The sequence below is a fragment of the Devosia sp. genome, assembly GCF_040509215.1.
Classification (GTDB): domain Bacteria; phylum Pseudomonadota; class Alphaproteobacteria; order Rhizobiales; family Devosiaceae; genus Devosia.
Genome location: NZ_JBEVLL010000268.1, coordinates 20,266 through 41,916 on the forward strand (window position 1 = coordinate 20,266; position 21,651 = coordinate 41,916).

Consider the following 21,651-nt stretch of genomic DNA (forward strand, 5'->3'; position numbering starts at 1 on the left):
GCGCGTCCTTGCCCTATAGGAGCGTAGAACCATGACCGTCCGTCAGGCAATCCAGGACGTGACCGACCGCATTGCGGCCCGCAGCCGCGACACGCGCCGCGACTATCTCAATCGCCTCGATGCCGCCCGCGAGGCCGGCGTTTATCGATCGACCCTTTCCTGTGGCAATCTGGCCCACGGCTTTGCGGCCTGCACGCCCTCCGAAAAGGCGGCGCTGGCCGGCAATAAGACCCTCAATCTTGGCATCGTCACCAGCTACAACGACATGCTGAGCGCCCACCAGCCCTACCAGTTCTATCCCGACATCATCAAACAGGCGGCGCGCGAAATCGGCGCGACGGCGCAGGTTGCGGGCGGCGTTCCGGCCATGTGCGACGGCGTTACCCAGGGCATGCCCGGCATGGACCTGTCGCTGTTCTCGCGCGACGTGATCGCCATGGCGACCGCCATTGCGCTATCGCACAATATGTTCGACGCAGCGGTCTATCTCGGCATCTGCGACAAGATCGTGCCCGGTCTCGTCATCGGCGCCCTCAGCTTCGGGCACCTTCCCGCGGTGTTCATTCCCGCCGGCCCGATGCCCTCGGGCTTGCCGAACGACGAAAAGAGCAAGATCCGCCAGCTCTATGCCGAGGGCAAGGTTGGTCGCGCAGAGCTGCTCGAAGCCGAGAGCAAATCCTATCACTCGGCCGGCACCTGCACCTTCTACGGCACGGCCAATTCCAACCAGATGCTCATGGAAATCATGGGCCTCCACCTGCCGGGCGCCAGCTTCGTCAATCCCGGCACCCCGCTGCGCGATGCATTGACCCGCGAAGCCACCAAGCGCGCCCTGTCGCTGACGGCGCAGGGCAATGACTATACGCCCATCGGCCACATCATGGACGAGAAGGCTTTCGTGAATGGTCTCGTCGGCCTCCACGCCACGGGCGGCTCGACCAACCACACCATGCACCTGATCGCCATGGCAGCGGCTGCGGGCCTGCAAGTGACCTGGGACGATATGAGCGACCTGTCGGACGCGACCCCGCTCCTCGCGCGGGTCTATCCCAACGGCGTTGCCGACGTGAACCATTTCCATGCCGCCGGCGGCATGGGCTTCCTCATGCGCGAACTGCTCGACGACGGCTACCTCCACGACGACGTGAAGACCGTCTGGGGCCATGGCCTCCACAATTACACCGTGGAAGCCAAGCTGATCGAAGACAAGCTGGCCTTCGAACCGGCCCCGGCCGAAAGCGCCCTGCCCAAGGTTCTCACCAGCACCAAGACCCCGTTCCAGACCTCGGGCGGCCTGAAGCTGCTCACCGGCAATCTCGGTCGTTCGGTGATCAAGGTTTCGGCGGTCAAGCCCGAGCATCGCGTCGTCGAAGCACCGGCCCGCGTGTTTCACAATCAGGACGGCATGCTTGCCGCGTTCAAGGCAGGCGAACTGACCGGCGACGTCATCGCCGTCGTCCGCTTCTCCGGCCCCAAGGCCATCGGCATGCCCGAGCTGCACAAGCTGACCCCGCCGCTGGGCATTTTGCAGGACCGTGGCTTCAAGGTGGCTCTGCTTACCGACGGCCGCATGTCGGGCGCTTCGGGCAAGGTGCCCGCGGCGATCCACATGACGCCGGAAGCCAATGACGGCGGCCCGATCAGCAAGATCCGCGATGGCGACGTGATCCGGCTCGACGCCAATGAAGGCACTCTGACCTTCCTGGGCGACGAGAAGGAATTCTTCTCGCGCACCCCCGCCAGCGAAGACCTGCGCCCCTCCCACTATGGCATGGGCCGCGAGCTCTTTGCCGGGTTCCGGAGCCTTGTGGGTGTCGCCGATCGCGGGGCCAGCGTTTTTAGCTGACCGCCCTCGCCTGGCCCTCCCCTCGAACGTGGGGAGGGAGCAAGGTCAACAAAGCGAAACAACGGCCTGAGCGACCCTGCGGACCTTGCCGCGAACCCGCGACGCAGGCAGGATCTCCACCATGCGCCTTTCCCTTGCCCTTCTCGCCTCCCTGCTCCTTGCCATGCCGGCCTTTGCCCAATCGGGCTGGGGCTATTATGCCAATGCCCGCTATGGTTATGAGCTCGACATTCCGCCCGGCTTCGAAGGCCAGGGCGAGAGCCAAAATGGCGACGGGCAGGTCTTCCTTCTCGATGGCCGCGTTGGAAAGCTCACTGCCTGGGCCGGCTATTTCGTCACCGAGCCCGATTTCGAGGCCGAAGCCAATACCCGCTTCGCCTCGGACACGGCAGACGGCTGGGGTGTCACCGCACAAGCGGCAACACCGGGCTGGGCCACCTGGTCGGCAACCAAATCCGGCCGCGTGCTGCAGCAGCACATGATCCAGCTCTGCGATGGCTCGGGCTATGCCGCCCTGCGCCTCGAATATGCGCAGGTCGACCGCTCAAAACTCGACGACCTCGTGCAGCCGCTGACCACCTCGCTCAAGTCGGCCTGCTGACCCTCAATATTCCGGCTGCGGCAGTTCCTCCGGCCACGGATAGCCAAGATTGATCGATTGCACGCGCACATCGAGCGTTTTGAGCAGCGGCTCGGAAGACGGCACGGACACCTCGCCCGAAACGGCAGAGACATCCAGATCCTGCGGATAGTCTTCCGTTGGCGCAAAGCCGATCCAGAAGCCGCAGCCCTCGTCGGAATTGGCCAGCGCACCCGTTTCAAATGTGCTGCCGCCACCATAGTCCCACCAGAAGCCGCCAAGGGTGAACGGAGCGCCATTGATGGCTTCCACTTCGGCCACCGTCATGCCGATCTTCACGCCGGTCGGGGTTTCCTGGCTCGGGGAGAGTTCGACCGAGCTCAAATATTCGTGCTTTTCGTCGTCGAACCAGCTGAACTGCATCACGCGGTCGGGGTCGTTGGGATAGACGGTCGACGCCTCAAACTCGATGCCCTCGACGCCATAGACCAAACCGGTCTCGACATTTTCGTCGCCAAAGGTTTCGCGCACCAGCGCATCCGAGCTTTTGGGACCAAAAACCCCCTCGCAGGTCACCGCCACAGGTGCATCGGGAGTGGTCTTCACCTTGTCCTTGGCCATGACCGGCGTCACGGCCACCGCGAGACTCAGGGCAATCAGCGAGATACGAAAATTCATCAAATGTCCTCCTCAAGCCGCGACATTCTGGCCGAGCTTACGCGTGCCGACAATTGGCGACTCGCGCTATGAACCGGGGCTGAAGGAGTTTTCTCATGAAGCCGATCAAGTTCGACCGCGACGAGACCAAAGCCATCGTTGGCGAGATCCAGGACTATTTCCGCCTGGAACTGGACCAATCCATCGGCGCCATTCCGGCCGAAATGCTGATGCAGTTCTTCGCCGACAAGATGGGCGCCTATTACTACAATCGCGGCCTCTATGACGCGCAGGCGCTGATCCGCAAGCAGGTCGACAGCCTCAGCGACGAGATCTTTGCGCTGGAACAACCGACCAAGCACGCACGCTGATCGACTTGCCAAGTCAGGGCCGCAAGCAGACAAATCTGCCGACGGCCCCTTGGCCGATTCGCTCGTCTTACCGGTGAAAAATGGGCTTCAACACTGCCACGCTGGCCCCGATCGGCCTGCTCATCGCCTCCAACATTTTCATGACCTTCGCCTGGTACTGGCACCTGAAATATCACGGCATGGTGCTCTGGGCCGTGGTGCTGATCAGTTGGGGCGTCGCGTTTTTCGAATACTGGCTGGCCATCCCGGCCAACCGCATCGGCAGCGCCGTCTATTCGGCTGCAGAACTCAAGACCATTCAGGAAGTCATTTCCCTCTCGGTCTTTGCGTTCTTTGCCGTCTTCTACCTCGGCGAAAAGCTCACCTGGAACCACGCCATCGGCTTCGGCTTCATTGCCCTCGGCGCCCTTTTCATCTTCAAGGGACCGCTGAAATAATCAGGACCATGCCGGAAACGGATCAGGCAAACGCGCCCAGGCGTCGGGCGTCATCGTCCGCGCCGGCACCAGACATGCATCGAGCCGCCGCCTGATATCGGCCTCGCTCATCGGGTCCGTGCCGATAAACACCAGTTCCTGCCGCCGGTCGCCCCAGATAGCGTCGAGATAGGGCGCCATGGCATCGCGCCATTCCTTATTGTCGGGCCAGCGTTGCGCCGGCACCGCGGCCCACCAATGGCCCCGCCGTTGCGTGCGCACCAGCGCCCCTGCCTGGCTCAATTCCCCGACAAAATGCGGCCGTGTCGCCAGCCAGAAAAAGCCCTTGGCCCGAATGACACCCGGCCAAGCCTCTTTCAGAAACCGATCCAGCAGCAGCGGATTGAACGGCTGGCGCGCGCGATAGACGAAAGAGCGCACGCCATATTCCTCGGTCTCGGGCACATGGTCCCTGAAACCGTTCAGCTCCTTGAACCAGAGCGGATTGGTCTCGGCAACTTCGAGATTGAACAACCCCGTATCCAAAACCTCGTCCAGCGCCACGACGCCAAAGTCCGTCTCGACAATCCGCGCCATGGGATTGAGCGCCTTGATGATCGTCCGCGCCGCGCGGCGATCACCCTCGGAGGCTGTCGAAATCTTGTTGAGCACGACCACATCGGCAAATTCGATCTGCTCCACCAGGAGATCAACCAACGCCCGCTCGTCACCCTCACCCGCCGTCTCGCCGCGATCGCGCAGGAAATCGGACGAGGCATAATCCTTCAGCAGGTTCGCGCAATCGACGACGGTCACCATGGTGTCGAGCCGCGTCAGATCAGACAGCGAGAAGCCGCGCTCATCGCGAAAATCGAACGTCGTCGCCACCGGCAGCGGCTCGGAAATGCCGCTCGATTCAATCAGCAGATAGTCAAAACGCCCTTCGGCGGCGAGCCGCGTCACCTCGGCTAGGAGATCGTCGCGCAAGGTGCAGCAGATGCAGCCATTGCTCATTTCGACGAGCGTCTCCTCGGTGCGACTGAGATCGGCGCCGCCATCGCGCACCAGCGCGGCGTCGATATTGACCTCGCTCATGTCGTTGACGATGACCGCGACCTTGCGGCCCTCGCGATTGTTGAGGATGTGATTGAGCAGCGTCGTCTTGCCGGCGCCGAGAAAGCCGGACAGCACGGTGACGGGGAGTTTCTTGGGGGCCATGGGATCTGTCCAAAGAGGAAAATGCCCTGCCGCCGGGGGCGGCGGCAGGGCTCGCAGTCAGTGCTGGCTGCCCGAGCCGCCAACGGCGACGATATTATAGGGCGCGCCTTCGACCGCGATTTCACCGGCGAGGGCGAAGTCAGCCACATCCACCAGATGCACCACGCCCTTCAGCGGATCGGTCACGGCAACCTGGTCGCCCGCCACCGCAATGCGCGGCCGCGGCAGGCTCCATTCGCCATCCATGGAATAGGGCTCGGTCACCTTGACCGATTGCACCAGTTCGCCTGACACCACATCGAGCTGCCGCAGGAAGCCGTCTTCGGTGAAGATGTAAGCGAATTTCGGTCGCACGGAGTCCGTAACGAAATGCACGCGACGCGTGGGCAGTTCGACCAGACGATAGGGCGCAGCCTCGGCAGGATCGATGATGACCACCTTGTCGGCCCCATAATTGCCGAGGAAATACTGGATTCCCTGCCCTCCGATCAGTGTCGTGGTCTTACCCTCCGGCAGGCCGGAATAGTCGAGCTTGGTCACCTGCGGTTCGCCCGAGCCGGAAACGATCAACACGCCATCGCCGCAACCGATGATGAGCAGATTGCCCGAGGCGGCCTCGCCATGAAGATCGGAGCAGGCATGCGTCTCGCCCACCAGATTGCCCGAAGCATCGAGCACATTGAGCCCGATCCGCGGCTTCTTCTCGTCCTCGGCATTGGCCGTCGAGACCAGCGTGAACTCACCCCACGGCACGGCCAGCCCATGATGCGGCGTGCCACTGTCGAGCTGGGTGGCCGTGACCTTGCCCTCATCCGCCCATTCGTGCGGGCTGAAGAGATCGACTTTGCCTGACCCGTCGAAGAACAGCGCGACCTTGCCGTCATGCTCGACAAAATGCGCCGGCTTTTCGCCTGTGATCACTGCCTCGACCAGCGTGGGCTCAGAGACTTCGATATCGCCGTGATCGCCATGGTCATCAATGGCAATGCCCGAGCGAATGGCCGAAACCTGATTGCCCGCCCCCTGCACGGCAAACACCGCCTCGCCCGATTGACTGGCAACGAGAGAAGCCGGGCTCTTCAGCGCAAAGCTCCCCAGCGTTTCGCCATTCAGCGCATCGAGCGCGGTGACCTTGCCCTCGGCATGGTCACTGACGAACAGCCGCCACGCGGCGACATCATCGGCCAGAACCGGCACCGTCAGCGCCGTCGCGAGGAGAAGGGAGGTAAGGATATGACGCACTTTAGTTGCTCCGATATGTTAGAACGTTACGTTTTTGATGCTGAGAACGGCGCGTGCGTCATCACCCCACCCTCATTCCCTCCACATCAAGGGGAGGGAGACGCAGACTGCACGTTCTCGGTTCCATCGTCTCCCTCCCCCTTGTGGGGAGGGATCAAGGGTGGGGGTATTTCTTTGGGGCCGGACTAAACTTTACCCCAGGCAATCTACCAGACCCGCCGCGATGCTGCGCAGCAGATCACCATAAAGCCCGGGCCCTTCCGTGAGCGCGCTGCCCTCGGGATCAAGCACCCCAGCCTTTGCCTCGGTGCCTTCCACAATCGTGCTGACGATAGCCGGCTCAAAATTCGGTTCGGCAAACACGCAGGTCGCCCCCAGTTCGCCCACCTTCGTGCGCAACTCATCCACCCGCGCCGCGCCCGGCATGGTTTCAGGCGACACCGTTACAGTCCCCGCGACATCGAGCCCAAAACGGTTCTCAAAATACTGGTAGGCATCGTGGAAGACGATGAATGGCTTTTCCTTGACCCCGTCCAGCGTCTGCGAAATCTCGTTCTCGAGCGCCCCCAGCGCTTCGATTTCGACCTCGGCATTGGCCTGATAGGTCGCCTCGTTCTCGGGATCGGCCTTGCTCAACACCTGAGCGATGTTGGCCACCATCAGCTTGGCGTTTTCCGGATCGAGCCAGAAATGCATGTCGCCTTCTTCATTCTCATGGGCGTGATCGTGCGCTTCATGCCCATGATCCTCATCACCATGCGAATGCGGCTCGAACGCCCCGCCTTCGCGCATGGGCAACAGTTCGATCCCCTCCGACTCGGCCAGTTCCACCGTCTGCGCCTTGGTCGACAGAGTCTCGAGCGCATCGGCGAGGAACAGTTCCATGCCGTGCCCGGTCCAGAACACGATATCGGCATTTTCCAGCGCCGAGGCATCCGAGGGCCGCAGCGAGTAGGTGTGTGGCGAAGCCGCACCCTTGACGATCAAGGTCGGTTCACCCACCCCAGCCATCACAGCCGAAACCAGCGAATGCACGGGTTTTGTCGAAGCAACGACGCTGGGCGCCGCCATCGCCGTGCCGGTCAGCAGCAGGCTTGCGAAGGTAGCGATTGGGATCAGCCGGTTCATGGAGGCACCTCTTGTCGACAGCACATCGCGAACGATATGTTATGTTATTACGCTTGCGGCAGTGTTATGCTATAACGTAAATGACAGCGTCAAGTGCACTTGTGGAAACATTCATGGACATGCGCATGAAGGGCGAAACGCTCATCACGCTCACCAATGCCAGCGTAAAGAGTGGTGGCCGCGTCCTCGTCGAGGGCGTCGACCTCTCCATCGCGCGCGGCGAGATTGTCACCCTGATCGGCCCCAATGGCTCGGGAAAATCGACCACCGCCAAGATGGCCACGGGCGTCCTGAAACCGTCGACGGGCACGGTGACACGCAAGCCCGGCCTTAAGATCGGCTACGTGCCGCAGAAACTCAGCATCGATTGGACGCTCCCGCTGACTGTCGAGCGCCTGATGACGCTGACCGGCCGTTTCTCCCGCCCCGAAATCGAAAGTGCCCTCGCCGCCGTCGGCGCCGGCCGCCTGCTCAACGCTGCCGTGCAGGAACTTTCCGGTGGCGAATTCCAGCGCGTGCTCTTTGCCCGCGCCATGATCCGCAAGCCCGATCTTCTCGTCCTCGACGAACCGGTACAGGGCGTTGATTTCTCCGGCGAAGTGGCGCTTTACGAACTGGTCCGCAGCATCCGCGACACGACCCAGGCCGGCATCCTGATGATCAGCCACGATCTCCACGTCGTCATGGCCGAGACCGACACCGTCATTTGCCTCAATGGCCATGTCTGCTGCCGCGGCACCCCTGCCGCCGTCAAGCGCAGCCCGGAATACCTCGCTCTTTTCGGCGCCCGCGCTGCCGATACGCTCGCCATCTACGAGCACCATCACGACCACGAACATCACGACGATGGTTGTCTCGTCGGCAAGCATGGCGAGCACGAGCATCCGCACGGCCATGTGCATCACGATCACTCGGAGCACGACCATGCTCGGTGATTTCTTCTCCCGCGCCCTCGTCGCCGGCGTCGGCCTTGCCGCCGTCACTGGCCCGCTCGGCTGTTTCGTCGTCTGGCGCCGCATGGCCTATTTTGGCGACACCATGGCCCATTCGGCCCTGCTCGGCGTCGCCATTTCGATCCTGCTGTCGATCAACATGACCCTCGGCGTCTTCGCCGTCGCCGCGCTCGTCGCCGGTGCCCTCCTGTTGCTGCAGCGCCAGAACACGCTCTCCACCGACGCCCTCCTCGGCATTCTGAGCCACTCATCCCTCGCCGTCGGCCTGGTGCTGGTGGGTTTCCTCACCCAGGTCCGCATTGACCTCATGGGCTTCCTCTTCGGCGACATTCTCGCCGTCTCGATGGACGACATCTTCATTATTTACGGCGGTGGCATCGCCATTCTCGCCATCCTCGCGCTCAATTGGCGCCCGCTCCTTGCCGCCACGGTCAGCCCCGAACTAGCCGAAGCCGAAGGGCTGAAGCCCGAAGTCAGCCGTATCCTCCTCATGTTGCTCATGGCCTCGGTCATCGCCATCGCCATGAAGCTCGTCGGCGTCCTCCTCATCACCTCGCTGCTCATCATCCCCGCCGCCACCGCCCGCCGCCTCAGCGCCACGCCCGAGATCATGGCGCTGGTCGCGGCAGTTCTCGGTGCAGCATCGGTCGTCGCCGGCTTGTACGGGTCGCTCACCTGGGATACCGCTTCAGGACCGTCCATTGTCGTCGCGGCGCTGCTGATTTTCCTCGTTTCGCTGACGGTACCGACCGCAAGATTGTTCGGCAGGAGAGAAAGCCATGGCGCATAGTCACGACATCCCGACGGACCTGACCCGCAATCAGGAACTGGTGCTGGGCACACTGACGGCCTCGATGGGCCCACTCAGCGCCTATGACATCCTGGACAAGCTACGCGGCGATGGCCTGCGCGCCCCATTGCAGGTCTATCGCGCTCTCGACAAGCTGGTCGATCGCGGCCTCGCGCATCGCCTTGAATCGCTCAATGCCTTCGTCGCCTGCGCCGACATGCATTGCCACCGCAAGGGCCTCATCGCCTTCGCTATCTGCGAGGGTTGCGGCAAGGTCGATGAATTCGCCGATGAAGTGATCGAAGAGCGCCTTGGCACCTGGGCCCGCAATGATGGCTTCAAGGTAGAACGTACCACCATGGAAATCCGTGGCCGCTGCGCCGATTGCCTCAAGAAGGCTGCCTAAGGGTCCCTGCTCGCCGTCCGCACGCCAGGAATAGCCGGTAGCCAGGGTTCGCGCCGGATGCACCAGCCTTCCACCTTGGGCTCTATGCCATTGGGCGCGTCGTCGAGCGTGCCGAGATAAATTTCTCCGCCGGTCTCGTCATAGGCAAAAAGCCTCGAACCACATTTCGGGCAGAACGAGCGCCCGTCATAGGTGGCGATATCGCCCGTAAAACTGAAGCGATCAGTCGGCCAGTCGGCATAGGCGAGAAATGAGCTGCCGGTCACCTTGCGGCAGTCGGCGCAGTGGCAAAGGCCAGATTTGATCGGCGCGCCACGCACCTCATAGCGCACCGCGCCGCATAGGCAACCACCTGTTCTGATCTCCTCAGCCATCATCTACCTCCATGTCTTGAAGGCAGAAGTGCCGGGGAGCCCAGAAGGTTCAGCCGGCCGACCCCGGAAAAGTCAGAAACCGCACCGCGGCCGCCCCGTATTCGCGCTCGTCATCGAGCTCGAACCCATCCGGCACCGTTACCGGCACATCGACGCTCTCTTCCCAGACCAGCGTCGCGCTTGGTTTCAGCCAGCCATTTGCCGCCAGTTCCGCCAGCGCCTGTTCTCCCAGTCCCTGCCCATAGGGCGGGTCGAGAAAAACCAGATCAAACTGTCCAAACGTGCCCGGCGTCCCCAGCCCCGTCGCATCACGACGCAGAAGTTTGGTAATCCCGGCCACGCCAAAAGCCTGGATATGGTCGCGGATCAGCCCGCGCGATTCCGCCCCGATATCGACAAAGGTGACATGGGCCGCGCCGCGCGACAGCGCCTCGAGCCCGAGCGCACCAGTGCCGGCAAAAAGGTCGAGCACGCGCTTGCCGTCAAAGACGGGGCCGAGGCGCGAGCCGAGGATGTTGAACATGCTTTCGCGCACGCGATCGGCCGTCGGGCGAATGGAATCGTCCGACGGCGAGGAAAGCTGCTTGCCGCGAAATTTACCGGCGACGATCCGCATCCGTTAGCCGCGCGGCTTGCGCGGACCGGAAGGACGGCCACCGCCGCTTGGCTTGCCACCAAAAGGCTTGCCGCCGGTCGGACGACCGCCCGTGGGGCGTGCACCACCGGGACGCCCGCCTTCGGGACGACCGGCACCCGGACGCCCACCCTCGGGACGACCGCCGGGGCGGCCACCTTCAGGTCGGCCACCGGGACGGCCACCCTGCGGGCGGCCTTGGCCGGGACGATCGTCGCGGCGCGGAGGCCGGCTATCGTCAAATGCGCGCTGCGGACGGTCCGGACGCGGACCGCGAGCCGGCTTGTCGCCGTAGGGACGTGCCGGACGCTCGTCACCGCCACGAGCGGGACGGTCGCCAAAGCTGCGGCCCGGCTTGTCGCCGAACGGACGAGCCGGACGATCGCCACCGCTACGAGCGGGACGATCACCAAAGCTGCGGGCAGGCTTGTCGCCGAACGGACGAGCCGGACGATCGCCGCCGCCACGAGCGGGGCGGTCACCAAAGCTGCGAGCCGGCTTGTCACCAAACGGACGGGTCGGACGATCGCCGCCGCTACGAGCCGGACGGTCACTGAACGGACGATCACCACCGCGCGCCGGACGCTCGCCGAAGCTGCGGGCGGGCTTGTCACCAAAGCTGCGCTGCGGGCGCTCGCCGCCGCCACGACGTTCGTCATCGCGACGCGGCGGACGATCGTTGAAGCTACGGGCCGGACGCTCATCGCCATCCGGACGGCGGCTGCGCTGCGGACGATCCCCATAGGACTTGTCGCCATAGGGCTTCTTGTCGCCAAACGACGGGCGCGCACCATAAGGCTTCTTGTCGCCAAAAGAGGGACGATCACCATAGGGTTTCTTGTCCCCGTACGGCTTCTTGTCCCCATATGGCTTCTTGTCACCGTAAGGTTTCTTATCGCCGTAGGGCTTCTTGTCGCCAAACGATTTGCGATCACCCGCCGGGCTATCAGCGCGATCCGGCTTGGGCGCACGGATCGGGGGACGGCCATAATTGCTTGCGGGCTGGTCATCGGGATCGATACGCCCACGCGCCGGGCGGGCCGGTGCCTTGGGTTCGTATTCTTCGGGGGCCCGACCATCATCATCAAAATGCACGCGGCGCGGACGCACCGGACGCTCGTCGTCGCGGGACGAACGGCGATCGTCGCCACCGCGCGAGTCGAAGCGACCACCACCGGCACCACGGCTACGCGGGGATTCGCTGCTCGGCCGCGGCGGCGGGAACAGGCCCTCGGGCATTTCGCTGTCGAAATCGACATTGGCGGCCTCGGCCAGCTTCTTGCCGAGCTGGTCCTTGAGCATCTTGGCCTTCACCACCTCGATCTCGCCTTCCTTGAGGTCGCCGAGCTGGAACGGACCATAGGAGACGCGGATCAGGCGGTTGACCTCGAGCCCAAGCGCGCCGAGCACGTTCTTGACTTCGCGGTTCTTGCCTTCGCGCAAGCCCACGACAATCCACATATTGTGGCCCTGCTCGCGTTCGATCGTGGCTTCGATGGGGCCATAATTGATGCCTTCGACGGTGATGCCGTCCTTGAGCGCATCAAGCTGGGTCTGCGTCACATAGCCATAGGCACGGACGCGATAGCGGCGCAGCCAGCCGGTGGACGGCAGTTCGAGCACGCGCTTGAGCCCACCATCATTGGTCAGCAGCAGCAGGCCTTCGGTGTTGATATCGAGACGGCCAACCGTCACGACGCGCGGCAGGCCCTTTTCTTCAACAGCCTCGAAAATGGTCGGACGGCCTTCGGGGTCCTTCTCGGTCACCACGAGCCCGGCGGGCTTGTGATAGAGCCAGACGCGGGTGCCCTGGCGCTCGGCCAGTTGCTGGCCATCGACGGTGATCTTGTCGCGGCTCGTGACGTTGAAGGCGGGGGTGATGACCTTCTTGCCATTGACCATGACGCGGCCTGCGGCAATCCAGGCTTCAGCGTCGCGGCGGGAACAGAGCCCGGCGCGGGCCATGACCTTGGCGAGACGATCGGCAGTTTCGGGTTTTGGTGTGTCGCTCATGCGAACAAGACTTCCATGTCATGCGGGACCCATTTTGGGCGGCGCGGAGAAAGCGAAAGGCGGCCGGATCATCCGGCCGCCAGAAAAGCGTGATTCAGGCGAGGCGTGTCGTTAGAGTTTTACGTCCGAAGGCTTCAGCGTCACATCGGGGCCACCGCCCAGAACACCGCTGCTGGCAGGACCTTCGGTCCGCAATGCCTTGCGCACGGCCTCGGGGCAGCGCTGATCGTTCAGCGGCACCAGCTCGCCGGCCGGTGTACGGCAGACCAGGTTAGCGTCACCCACGCGGGTGAAATATTCATCCGGCGGCAGGTAGAGCGGACGGCTGGCCGTTCCGGCCACCTGCATGCCCGCGGCGCTCATGCGTGCCGTCAGGGCGCGCGCCTCTTCCGGGGTCAGCGGACGGCCCGAGAGCGAACGCAGGTCGACAACCTTGGCATTGCGCAGGCGCTGAATGTCGGCTTCGCTCAGGTTCGAGGTGTCGATCTGGACGGTGTTGCTATCGGCCGGCAGTTGCGCAGCGGCAACCTGAGTGCTCGGCGTCGGCAGGTTCTTGCCATCGCGCGGCAGCACCAGTGGCGCACGGGCCGCAGTGATATCTTCCTTCGGCGGATCGCCGGGGATAAGGCCGACGCCACGCGCCGTGGTATTCAGCACGTCGCGTTCGAAGGTGCCGAAATCGGTCAGCGCATTGGTACCTTCGACCGTGGTGCAGGCGCCTAGAGCCAGCGTAGCTGCCAGGGCCAACCCTGCCAACACTGCACGCGCCGCGGCCGAAATACGGCCATTATGGCCGGTCAATCCAATACGCATGAAACGTCCCTTACGATAATGGCGGCGCTTATAGCGCATTTGAGGCCCTAAGGCCAGATTTGGGCAGCACAATGGTGCGCGAGCCTTAATCTGCCGGCTTTGCCCTGCTCTTGCCCAAGCCAACGAGGTCCACCAGCAACAGGATCACGCCCAGCGTGATCGCCATGTCGGCGATATTGAAGATGTAGAATGACCAGCTTCCCCAGTGAAAATGGAAGAAGTCGGCCACCGCTCCAAAGATGAGCCGGTCAAGCGCATTGGAAAGCGCCCCGCCGATGGCAAAGGCCAGGCCCAGCCGCACCAGCGGCGCATCCGTCCGCCACCACCAGACCGACAGCCCGATGACCGCCACCATCATGATCGCGCCCAGCGTCCATACCGGCAGGCCATCGAGCAGCCCGTAGGAAATGCCGGTATTCCAGACCAGCACATAGTCGAAGAACGAGGTCACCGGCACGATCTCGCCACCACGCCACCCGGTCATCGAGAACGGCACGTAGTTGGTAAAAATCTCGACGCAGGCGGCCTGGCCGATCGCATAGCATTCGGCCGCGATATGATAGCCCTTTTGCGCGCGGTCGAGCCCAAAGGCGAGGACGGCCGCGACAAGCGAGGTGTAGACGGCGGGCGAAGCGGCCACCGGGTTAGAGCCCTGCCGCCGCACGTTCACGCAGCGCCTGAGCGTCGCGCAGCGTCACATCAGGATATTCAGCATCGGACCCAACTTCGGGCAACACCTTCCACGAGCGGGCACAGCGCGTGCCTTCGGCCAGAGCCGGCTCAACCGAAACCCCCGGCACTTCGTCGAGCTTGAAGGCTTCGGCCGGGCCTTCGCCCTCGGAAACCGCAATTGCCGACGTGATGGCGATCTCCGCTAGGTCCTGCCCCTCGAGCGCCTCGATATAGCGCGCGTCGGAAACAAACACCTTGGGCGCAGCTTCGAGCGAGGAACCGATGCGCTTTTCCCGACGCTCGATTTCGAGCGCCCCGGTCACGACGCGCCGCACGCCACGGATGAGCTGCCACTTGTTGGCAAGATCGTCATCGAGCCACTCTGCCGGAATGTCCGGGAAGAGGCGAAGGTGAACCGACTCGTTCTCGCCCGGATGCCGTTCCAGCCAGCACTCTTCCATGGTGAAGACCAGGATCGGCGCCAGCCAGGCGGTCAGTGCGTTGAACAGGTGATCGAGCACGGTCAGCGCCGAACGGCGCTTCACCGACGAGATCGGATCGCAATAGAGCGTGTCCTTGCGGATATCGAAATAGAACGCCGAAAGCTCGATGTTCATAAAGTTGGTCAGCAGCGAAACCACCTTGCGGTAGTCATATTCCTTGTAGGCCGAACGCACGCCCACATCGAGCTGCGCCAGACGGTGCAGCATCAGGCGTTCGAGTTCAGGCATATCGCGGAAGTCGACGACATCGTCAGCCTTGAAGTGCGCGAGATTGCCAAGCAGCCAACGCAGCGTGTTGCGCAGCTTGCGATAGCCGTCGACGGTCGTCTGGACGATTTCCTTGCCGAGGCGAAGGTCTTCCGAATAATCGGACGAGGCCACCCAGAGGCGCAGAATGTCGGCGCCGTACTGCTTGATGATGTCCTGCGGGGCAACGGTATTGCCCAGCGACTTGCTCATCTTCTTGCCTTCGCCATCCATGGTGAAGCCATGGGTGAGAACGCTGTCATAGGGGGCATAGCCATTGGTCGCGCAGCTTTCGAGCAGCGACGAATGGAACCAACCGCGATGCTGATCCGAGCCTTCGAGATACATCGAGGCCGGGAATTTCAAATGCGGCCACTTCTGCTTGTTGCGCAGCACAAAGGCGTGGGTCGAGCCACTATCGAACCAGACGTCGAGAACGTCTGTCACCATCTCGTAGTCGGCGGCCTTGTGGCCCTCCCCGAGATAACGCTCGGCAGCACCAGCCTTGTACCAGGCGTCGGCGCCCTCTTCCTCAAAGCTCTGGGCAATCCGGTGATTGACCAGCTCATCGCGAAGGATTTCGCCGCTTTCCTTGTGCACGAATACCGTGATCGGCACGCCCCAGGCGCGCTGACGGCTCAGCACCCAGTCGGGACGATCGGCGATCATGGCGCGCAGGCGGTTCTGCCCGGCAGCCGGATAGAACTTTGTCGCATCGATGGCGTTGAGCGCGCGGTGACGCAGCGTATCGCCCTCCACGCCCTCAATGGCCTTGTCCATATAGACGAACCACTGCGGCGTGTTGCGATAGATCACCGGCTTTTTCGAGCGCCAGGAATGCGGATACTGATGCTTCACGCGGCCACGGGCGATGATATTGCCGTGCTCGGCGAGCGCGGCGATGACGCGATTGTTCGCATCGCCCTTCTTGCCATTGTCGTCGATGACGCGCGCGCCATCAAAACCCGGCGCTTCGGACGTGTAGAAGCCGTCGTCGCCCACGACATAAGGGATGGCCGGATCGATGCCGCGATCCTGCAGGGCGCGCGTCGAATCCATCCAGATCCCAAAGTCATCGAGACCATGGCCCGGCGCGGTGTGCACGAAGCCGGTACCGGCGTCGTCCGTGACGTGCTCGCCATCGAGCAGCGGCACGTGGAATTCATAGCCGCCGGCAAGACCGCGCAGCGGATGATGCGAGGAGATCCCTGCCAAAACCGAACTCGGCACGTCCTGCAGCCGCACAAAAGCTTCGACCTTGGACTTGGCAAAAACTTCTCCTGCCAACTTGTCGGCAAGGATCAGCTTGTCGCCGGTTTTCGCCCAGTTCTCGGCTGGCGCAGCGGTGATCTCGTAAAGGCCATAGGAGATCTTGGAAGAGAACGAGATCGCCCGGTTCGCCGGGATGGTCCATGGCGTCGTGGTCCAGATGACGACGCTGGCGCCGGTCAGATGCTCGCGATGAGCGATCACTTCGTCGGTGTCCTTGCCGTCCACTGACTGGATGCGCGCCACCGGGAATTTCACCCAGATCGTGTCGCTCTCATAATCGGCATATTCGATTTCGGCCTCGGCCAGCGCCGTGCGCTCGACCACCGACCACATCACGGGCTTGGACCCGCGATAAAGCTGCCCACTCATGGACACTTTCATCAGCTCGCGCGCGATCTGCGCTTCGGCGTCAAAGCTCATGGTGAGATAGGGATTGTCCCATTCACCAAGGATGCCGAGACGCTTGAATTCCTCGCGCTGGATATCGACCCAGCTTTCGGCAAAGGCGCGGCATTCCTGGCGGAATTCCACCACCGGAACTTCATTCTTGTCCTTGCCCTTGGCGCGGTACTGCTCTTCGATCTTCCATTCGATGGGCAGGCCGTGACAATCCCAGCCGGGGATATAGGCAGCGTTGTGGCCAAGCATCTGCATGGACCGGGAGACCAGGTCCTTCAGCGTCTTGTTCAGCGCATGGCCGATATGGATATTGCCGTTGGCATAGGGCGGGCCGTCATGCAGCGTAAACAGCGGCCGATCCTTGGCCTGCTCGCGCTGACGCTCGTAAATATCCATGTCCTGCCAGCGCTTGAGCCAGATCGGCTCGCGATCGGGCAGGCCCGCGCGCATCGGAAACTCGGTTTCGGGCAGGAAGAGCGTGGCCGAATAGTCTTTTTCGGTCGCGCTTGCAGCGGTATCGGTCATGGAACGGCAATCGGTTTTGGAAGATTGGGCCGCCTTTTAGCAAGTGAGGGCAAAGGGGGCAAAGGTTGATTTTACCGTGACGCGCCCACGGGGCCCTCGCACCTTGCGAAAGCTTCGGCTCGCTAGTGCCGTTCCGTTCGAGAATGCCTAGTGGATGAGCGGCAGGATGCGGCCTCGCACGAGCGCGCCGACATCCCCGAAAAGGTCCGAACGCAGCCTCTCCACCGCCGCCGCATCGCCCCCGCCGATCTCATAGGCTTCCATGATCGCCGCGCTGATTTCGTCAGCGTTGTTCGCCCCGGAATTGACGACCCGCACAGGCGCCAGGTCGGCAGCACGCCGCGCATGAAAATGATGTTCGAGATGCTGGGGGAACGCAACCTGGCCAATCCCCATGCCCAGCCCCATGCAGAGCGTGCCATGCTGACCGGAATGGAGCAGCAGGCGCGACCGCCGGTTGATTTCTTCGAAGGACGAGGGCCGCGTCTCGACCGTCACACCGGCCTCGATAAAGAGCTCCTTCGTCTCGGCCGAGGCGCCGGGTATGAAGGCGCGCATGGGCAGGTCGAGCCCGATCAGTGCGTCCACCAGCGCGTGGTTTTCGGTTTCGCTCGCCGAGAAATAGAAAAACACCTCGTCGCCACTGCCATCGGGACGCGGCAGCCTCTCGTTGAGCGGCGGCAGCAGCGGCGCCCGGCGTGCACCTTTATATGGGTCTAGGCCGGAAATTGTGCGTGGCATGGCCGTGCTCTCTGAATAGATGTCGGAGAGCCTTGCGAGCGGCCGCGCGCCAAAATGGACCAGAGCCATATTGACCGCCCGCAACAGCTCGTCTTCGGCAAAGACCAGCTTGGTATATTCGGGCAGCAGAAAGGGAAAGCGGTCGAGCCCCGAAGGCGGCACCGAATAGCCGGTACCCACCGCCACCGAAGGTATCCCGGCAATCTGCGCCGCCAATTGGGCGCAGGGCGCGAAGTCGGCAACGACCAACTGGCTCTTGCGCGCCTTGATCGTGTCCAGCCACCACTTGATCTGGGCGATCAGAAATTGCGGGTTCCAGAAATTGAGGTCCCCGAGAAAATCCCCCCAGGTTGCCACATGCGGATTGCCGGCCGCCTCGCGCCGCGAGCGGTTGACGGAGAGCCGCGCCCCTTGAAAGACGCTGTCGCAATGGGGCTGCAACTCGCTCGCATGATCCAAGCGGCAAAGCGCGGCGTCACAGAAGACCTCATCGTGGAGTGCCTGGGCGATGACTTTGAGCGTGACCGCATGGCCGCGCCCGGCGCCGCCCTCCCAGGCCAGCAGAACACGCGGCCGCCCCACTTCAACAGGCATGGAAAGTGCCACCGGTAAGGCCGGTCAGCCGGACCCGACATCGGCTATTGGGCCGGGCAACGAAGCGAACGGGCATACGGAATTCCCCGACTAGGACCACTACCAGTGAAAAAGTGATCGAGATGACACCAACCCTCTGGATTGACCGGGATTTTCTAGTGGCTCATGTTGGGGGCCACATCGAACACCTGTTCGATGGGGGGTTCGCGCCCGGTGCGCGATTTGGGCAGGCGATGGGGCGCTTCGAGGATATCCTCGTTACGATCCAGCAGGCGGCAGAGGACGACGCGTCCTGGCCTGACATGCTCATGCGCATCGCGGACTATCTGGGCAGCGTCGAAGCCACCCTTGGTGGCGGCGCGCCCGGCTCGCTACCACAGATGCTGTCGCCCAGAACCAATCCCGCCGAGATCGAGCGCTACTTCACTACGTTCCACGACCGTAATATGCTGATGCGCGACATGATGGGGCAGCCTCCGGGCACCGTCATCGTCGACGAATCCATGCCCCAATTTGCAGAGTTTCAGCGGGACGTCTTCTACAATGAGTGGTGCGTACCACAGCGCTATAACCGCGCCTTCGGCGTCCGGCTCACCACCAGCACCGGCTGGCATGGCGCTCTGATGATCAACGCCCATCACGCCATCGAAGCCGACCAGATCGCCCGTTTCGAGGCTATCCTCCCCACGCTGACCCGTGCGCTCGAAATCAACAAGCTCATCGGCCAGTTCAGCGGCATGGCCCGGGCGAGCCTCGACGTGCTCGAACTCGCCGGACAAAGCGCGATGCTGCTCGACGCCCGCGGCATGCTCCTTGACTGCAACGACAGCGGCCACCGGCTCTTTGAGGAGGGCCGGCTACGCCATCGCCATGGCCGTATCTCCTGCGACGATCCGGCGACGAACCGACGCCTGTCGCGCCTCATTGCCGTCTGCCTGCAGGCACCAGACCACACGACCGGCGGCCGCATGCAGATCGCAACGCCCCAGGGCATGCTGGGCATACACTGCGCGCCCTATCCCGGAGGCCTGCTCTATCCCGCCGGACGCCGGCCGGCAGTCGTCATCATTATTTCCGACCCGCAGAGCCGCCTGCGTCGCAGGCTGGCCAACATGCAGCAACGGTGGGGGTTCACGGCGGCGGAGGTCGAACTAGCCTTGGCCCTGATCGAAACCGGCGGCCGCAAGGCCGCCGCCGAACGGCGCGGTGTATCGGACGCGACCGCCCGCGCCCAATTGACCAGCATTTTCGACAAGACCGGCGTCCGCAAGCAGACCGACCTGATGCGATTGCTGCTGGCCGAAGACTAGCCGAAAAAGCCCAGTGTTTCGTCCAGGGCGCCGATCGGGCGCGCCGCGGCGATCATGGCGCGAGCCTTGCGGCTATCGCGATCCATGGCGGCGATGAGATCGTCGAGACCCTTGAACACTTCCTGTCCGCGGATATGGCCGATCAGCGCCACGCAGATCGTCTGCCCATAGATATCGGCGTCAAAGTCGAACAGATGCGTCTCGAAGGGCGGGCGCTGGTTATCGAACATGGGCTTGCCATAGGCGGCGACGCCATCGAGCAGTTTCCCGGCGACCTTGGCCCGCACGGCATAAACGCCCTGCGCCAACTGGAAGCCTGTCTGGGTCATCGTATTGGCCGTAGGATAGCCCAGTTCCCGCCCGCGCTGGTCGCCCTTGACCACGCAGCCTTCGAAGAACCAGTGGTAGCCGAGAAGCCGATTAGCCGCCGTCACCGCGCCTTCGGACAGCGCCGCGCGGATGCGCGAGGAGGAAATGACCTCATCGCCCTCGTCCACGAGATCGAGCGTCTCCACGGCGAAGCCATGTTCGGCGCCTTGTTCGCGCAGGAAACTGGGCGTACCACGGCGCTGCCGGCCGAAGTGGAAATCGGAGCCGATGATGACCCCCTTCACCCCAAGCGCCCCGACAAGGAAATCAGCGACGAACCGCTCCGCCTCGATCTGCGAGAAGGCCGTGTCGAAGGGCAGGATGATGATGCCATCAAGACCCAGGGCCTCGGCCATTGCCGCCTTGGCGTCGCCCAGCGTCAGCCGGAAGATGAAGGGGGTCGGGGCAAATACGTCGCGCGGATGCGGCTCGAATGTCAGGATCAGCGCCGGCACGCCTGCCGCATGCGCGCGTTCACGCAACTCGGCAATGACGCGCTGGTGGCCGCGATGCATGCCATCGAAATTGCCAATGGCGACATAGGCGCCCTTGAGCGCAGCGGGCAGTTCCGAAAAACCGGAAAGACGAACGAAATCGCTCAATTCAGGACGCCCAGGCCAGACGCGGCAGGAAGCCGGCGACCTGCGCCCGGCTCGGCGCGATCAGCTCGGCGATCGCCTGCGGATCAGGCTTGCCGAAAGCATCAAGCTCAGCCGCATGGATCGAGCCGGTGATGAACAAGAGATCGATGCCGAACTGGGCCGCGCCCGTCGCATCGGTGCGCACGCTGTCGCCAATGGCCAGCACGCGGCTCTTGTCGAGCGCCTTGCCCGCAGCCAGTTCGCCGAGGCGGAACGCCTCTTCATAGATCGGCTGATAGGGCTTTCCCGCCATCAGCACCATGCCGCCCATGGCCGCATAGAGATCGCCCAGCGCGCCGCCGCAATAGATGATCTGGTCGCCGTGCTCCACCACCCGGTCGGGATTGGCGCAGATCATCGGCAGCTTTCGCGACAGCCAGAATTTGGCGCGCTCGCGGTACATTTCGGGGGTGTCGTCATCGGTATCGAGATCGGTCACCACCACAACCTCGGCCTCTTCCGGCCCGGTGCGCCTGAGGTCGAACCCTTCATAGAGCGCATCGTCGTCGGTTGCCGGGCCGACATGGTGGATGGCCCGCCCGCGATATTTGGAAATCATGGTCCGGGTCGCATCGCCTGAGGAAACGATGGCGTCGTAAGCCTCGCGCGGCACGTTGAGGCGATCGAGCATGGCAACGATGGGCGGAGAAGGCCGCGGGGCATTGGTGATCAGCACCACCTTGCCGCCGGCGCGGCGATACTGCACCAGCGCGTCCACCGCCTCGGGAAAGGCCGAGACGCCATTGTGAATGACGCCCCAGACATCGCTCAGCACCGCATCATAGCGCCCCGCGAGATCGGCTAGGCCGGAAATGATGGGCAGGGGCGCGGCTGCGGACATGGGTTCGGTTCCCGTCTAAAAATGTCTCAGGCTGCTATGTGGCAGTTCGGTCCGGGCGATCAAGCCCGAAACCGATGGAACTGCCGATTTCAGAGCT

The 21,651-nt window shown here is 63.1% G+C and carries 21 protein-coding genes; 8 read left to right on the forward strand and 13 right to left on the reverse strand.

The annotated features are described in order from the left end of the window. Positions 1-31: 31 nt before the first annotated feature. Both edd and ABW043_RS15150 read left to right on the forward strand, forming a co-directional pair. On the forward strand, positions 32-1,846 hold the full coding sequence (gene edd, locus ABW043_RS15145; protein WP_353922035.1) for a phosphogluconate dehydratase: 1,815 nt from the start codon (positions 32-34) through the stop codon (positions 1,844-1,846). Between the two features lie 121 nt (positions 1,847-1,967). Further along, the gene (locus ABW043_RS15150) at positions 1,968-2,447 is read left to right on the forward strand and encodes a hypothetical protein (RefSeq protein ID WP_353922036.1); all 480 of its coding nucleotides are present in this window, start codon (positions 1,968-1,970) and stop codon (positions 2,445-2,447) included. Positions 2,448-2,450: 3 nt separating this feature from the next. Here the strand turns inward: ABW043_RS15150 and ABW043_RS15155 are convergent, their stop codons facing one another. Continuing rightward, positions 2,451-3,104 carry a hypothetical protein gene (locus ABW043_RS15155; protein ID WP_353922037.1) on the reverse strand — a complete coding sequence of 218 codons (654 nt, stop codon included), beginning with the start codon at positions 3,102-3,104 and terminating at the stop codon, positions 2,451-2,453. Between the two features lie 95 nt (positions 3,105-3,199). On the opposite strand from ABW043_RS15155, the gene ABW043_RS15160 reads away from it, so the two are divergent. Continuing rightward, positions 3,200-3,454 (forward strand): DUF2164 domain-containing protein, encoded by a 255-nt coding sequence (locus tag ABW043_RS15160; RefSeq protein WP_353922038.1) that lies wholly within the window; start codon positions 3,200-3,202, stop codon positions 3,452-3,454. Positions 3,455-3,534: 80 nt separating this feature from the next. Next, the gene (locus ABW043_RS15165) at positions 3,535-3,891 is read left to right on the forward strand and encodes a DMT family protein (RefSeq protein WP_353922039.1); all 357 of its coding nucleotides are present in this window, start codon (positions 3,535-3,537) and stop codon (positions 3,889-3,891) included. On the opposite strand, the gene ABW043_RS15170 is transcribed toward ABW043_RS15165, so the two are convergent. The 3 genes from ABW043_RS15170 to ABW043_RS15180 form a co-directional block, all read right to left on the reverse strand. Next, a complete protein-coding gene (locus ABW043_RS15170) occupies positions 3,892-5,088 on the reverse strand; it encodes a GTP-binding protein (protein WP_353922040.1) in 1,197 nt (398 codons plus the stop codon). A 57-nt stretch (positions 5,089-5,145) separates the two neighbouring features. Then, on the reverse strand, positions 5,146-6,330 hold the full coding sequence (gene aztD, locus ABW043_RS15175; protein ID WP_353922041.1) for a zinc metallochaperone AztD: 1,185 nt from the start codon (positions 6,328-6,330) through the stop codon (positions 5,146-5,148). A gap of 192 nt (positions 6,331-6,522) precedes the next feature. Next, positions 6,523-7,458 (reverse strand): zinc ABC transporter substrate-binding protein, encoded by a 936-nt coding sequence (locus ABW043_RS15180; protein WP_353922042.1) that lies wholly within the window; start codon positions 7,456-7,458, stop codon positions 6,523-6,525. 113 nt (positions 7,459-7,571) lie between these two features. Here ABW043_RS15180 and znuC point away from each other — a divergent pair, with 113 nt between their 5' ends. The 3 genes from znuC to ABW043_RS15195 are packed head-to-tail and all read left to right on the forward strand — an operon-like array spanning position 7,572 to position 9,607. Then, positions 7,572-8,393 (forward strand): zinc ABC transporter ATP-binding protein ZnuC, encoded by an 822-nt coding sequence (gene znuC, locus ABW043_RS15185; protein WP_353922043.1) that lies wholly within the window; start codon positions 7,572-7,574, stop codon positions 8,391-8,393. Next, a complete protein-coding gene (locus ABW043_RS15190) occupies positions 8,383-9,201 on the forward strand; it encodes a metal ABC transporter permease (RefSeq protein WP_353922044.1) in 819 nt (272 codons plus the stop codon). The genes znuC and ABW043_RS15190 overlap by 11 nt, the downstream gene beginning before the upstream one ends. Next, a complete protein-coding gene (locus ABW043_RS15195) occupies positions 9,191-9,607 on the forward strand; it encodes a Fur family transcriptional regulator (protein WP_353922045.1) in 417 nt (138 codons plus the stop codon). Before ABW043_RS15190 ends, ABW043_RS15195 begins: the two co-directional genes overlap by 11 nt. On the opposite strand, the gene ABW043_RS15200 is transcribed toward ABW043_RS15195, so the two are convergent. The 7 genes from ABW043_RS15200 to ABW043_RS15230 form a co-directional block, all read right to left on the reverse strand. Continuing rightward, positions 9,604-9,984 (reverse strand): GFA family protein, encoded by a 381-nt coding sequence (locus ABW043_RS15200; RefSeq protein ID WP_353922046.1) that lies wholly within the window; start codon positions 9,982-9,984, stop codon positions 9,604-9,606. The two genes, ABW043_RS15195 and ABW043_RS15200, sit on opposite strands and share 4 nt — an antisense overlap. 46 nt (positions 9,985-10,030) lie before the next feature. Beyond that, positions 10,031-10,597, reverse strand: a complete 567-nt coding sequence (gene rsmD, locus ABW043_RS15205; RefSeq protein WP_353922047.1) for a 16S rRNA (guanine(966)-N(2))-methyltransferase RsmD — start codon at positions 10,595-10,597, stop codon at positions 10,031-10,033. A 3-nt stretch (positions 10,598-10,600) separates the two neighbouring features. Next, positions 10,601-12,628, reverse strand: a complete 2,028-nt coding sequence (locus ABW043_RS15210; protein WP_353922048.1) for a pseudouridine synthase — start codon at positions 12,626-12,628, stop codon at positions 10,601-10,603. A 111-nt stretch (positions 12,629-12,739) separates the two neighbouring features. After that, positions 12,740-13,441, reverse strand: a complete 702-nt coding sequence (locus ABW043_RS15215; RefSeq protein WP_353922049.1) for a hypothetical protein — start codon at positions 13,439-13,441, stop codon at positions 12,740-12,742. Positions 13,442-13,526: 85 nt separating this feature from the next. Further along, complete coding sequence (gene lspA, locus ABW043_RS15220) at positions 13,527-14,081, reverse strand: signal peptidase II (RefSeq protein WP_353922050.1); 555 nt, start codon at positions 14,079-14,081, stop codon at positions 13,527-13,529. Positions 14,082-14,085: 4 nt separating this feature from the next. After that, the gene (gene ileS, locus ABW043_RS15225; protein ID WP_353922051.1) at positions 14,086-17,058 is read right to left on the reverse strand and encodes an isoleucine--tRNA ligase; all 2,973 of its coding nucleotides are present in this window, start codon (positions 17,056-17,058) and stop codon (positions 14,086-14,088) included. Between the two features lie 147 nt (positions 17,059-17,205). Beyond that, a complete protein-coding gene (locus tag ABW043_RS15230; protein WP_353922052.1) occupies positions 17,206-18,393 on the reverse strand; it encodes a hypothetical protein in 1,188 nt (395 codons plus the stop codon). Positions 18,394-18,551: 158 nt separating this feature from the next. Here ABW043_RS15230 and ABW043_RS15235 point away from each other — a divergent pair, with 158 nt between their 5' ends. Then, complete coding sequence (locus ABW043_RS15235) at positions 18,552-19,703, forward strand: helix-turn-helix transcriptional regulator (RefSeq protein WP_353922053.1); 1,152 nt, start codon at positions 18,552-18,554, stop codon at positions 19,701-19,703. Here the strand turns inward: ABW043_RS15235 and ABW043_RS15240 are convergent. Both ABW043_RS15240 and ABW043_RS15245 read right to left on the reverse strand, forming a co-directional pair. Then, complete coding sequence (locus ABW043_RS15240) at positions 19,700-20,674, reverse strand: bifunctional riboflavin kinase/FAD synthetase (RefSeq protein WP_353922054.1); 975 nt, start codon at positions 20,672-20,674, stop codon at positions 19,700-19,702. The genes ABW043_RS15235 and ABW043_RS15240 overlap by 4 nt on opposite strands. Before the next feature lies 1 nt (position 20,675). Then, entirely contained in the window at positions 20,676-21,554 is an 879-nt protein-coding gene (locus ABW043_RS15245) for a TIGR01459 family HAD-type hydrolase (RefSeq protein ID WP_353922055.1), read from the reverse strand. Positions 21,555-21,651: the final 97 nt, after the last annotated feature.

What these genes read in the sequence shown, in the direction of transcription:
- edd (WP_353922035.1), top strand. Translation starts at nt 32, where the DNA reads ATGACCGTCCGTCAGGCAATCCAGGACGTGACCGACCGCATTGCGGCC.
- ABW043_RS15150 (WP_353922036.1), top strand. Translation starts at nt 1,968, where the DNA reads ATGCGCCTTTCCCTTGCCCTTCTCGCCTCCCTGCTCCTTGCCATGCCG.
- ABW043_RS15155 (WP_353922037.1), bottom strand. Translation starts at nt 3,104, where the DNA reads ATGAATTTTCGTATCTCGCTGATTGCCCTGAGTCTCGCGGTGGCCGTG.
- ABW043_RS15160 (WP_353922038.1), top strand. Translation starts at nt 3,200, where the DNA reads ATGAAGCCGATCAAGTTCGACCGCGACGAGACCAAAGCCATCGTTGGC.
- ABW043_RS15165 (WP_353922039.1), top strand. Translation starts at nt 3,535, where the DNA reads ATGGGCTTCAACACTGCCACGCTGGCCCCGATCGGCCTGCTCATCGCC.
- ABW043_RS15170 (WP_353922040.1), bottom strand. Translation starts at nt 5,088, where the DNA reads ATGGCCCCCAAGAAACTCCCCGTCACCGTGCTGTCCGGCTTTCTCGGC.
- ABW043_RS15180 (WP_353922042.1), bottom strand. Translation starts at nt 7,458, where the DNA reads ATGAACCGGCTGATCCCAATCGCTACCTTCGCAAGCCTGCTGCTGACC.
- znuC (WP_353922043.1), top strand. Translation starts at nt 7,572, where the DNA reads ATGGACATGCGCATGAAGGGCGAAACGCTCATCACGCTCACCAATGCC.
- ABW043_RS15190 (WP_353922044.1), top strand. Translation starts at nt 8,383, where the DNA reads ATGCTCGGTGATTTCTTCTCCCGCGCCCTCGTCGCCGGCGTCGGCCTT.
- ABW043_RS15195 (WP_353922045.1), top strand. Translation starts at nt 9,191, where the DNA reads ATGGCGCATAGTCACGACATCCCGACGGACCTGACCCGCAATCAGGAA.
- ABW043_RS15200 (WP_353922046.1), bottom strand. Translation starts at nt 9,984, where the DNA reads ATGATGGCTGAGGAGATCAGAACAGGTGGTTGCCTATGCGGCGCGGTG.
- rsmD (WP_353922047.1), bottom strand. Translation starts at nt 10,597, where the DNA reads ATGCGGATCGTCGCCGGTAAATTTCGCGGCAAGCAGCTTTCCTCGCCG.
- ABW043_RS15210 (WP_353922048.1), bottom strand. Translation starts at nt 12,628, where the DNA reads ATGAGCGACACACCAAAACCCGAAACTGCCGATCGTCTCGCCAAGGTC.
- ABW043_RS15215 (WP_353922049.1), bottom strand. Translation starts at nt 13,441, where the DNA reads ATGCGTATTGGATTGACCGGCCATAATGGCCGTATTTCGGCCGCGGCG.
- ileS (WP_353922051.1), bottom strand. Translation starts at nt 17,058, where the DNA reads ATGACCGATACCGCTGCAAGCGCGACCGAAAAAGACTATTCGGCCACG.
- ABW043_RS15230 (WP_353922052.1), bottom strand. Translation starts at nt 18,393, where the DNA reads ATGCCTGTTGAAGTGGGGCGGCCGCGTGTTCTGCTGGCCTGGGAGGGC.
- ABW043_RS15245 (WP_353922055.1), bottom strand. Translation starts at nt 21,554, where the DNA reads ATGTCCGCAGCCGCGCCCCTGCCCATCATTTCCGGCCTAGCCGATCTC.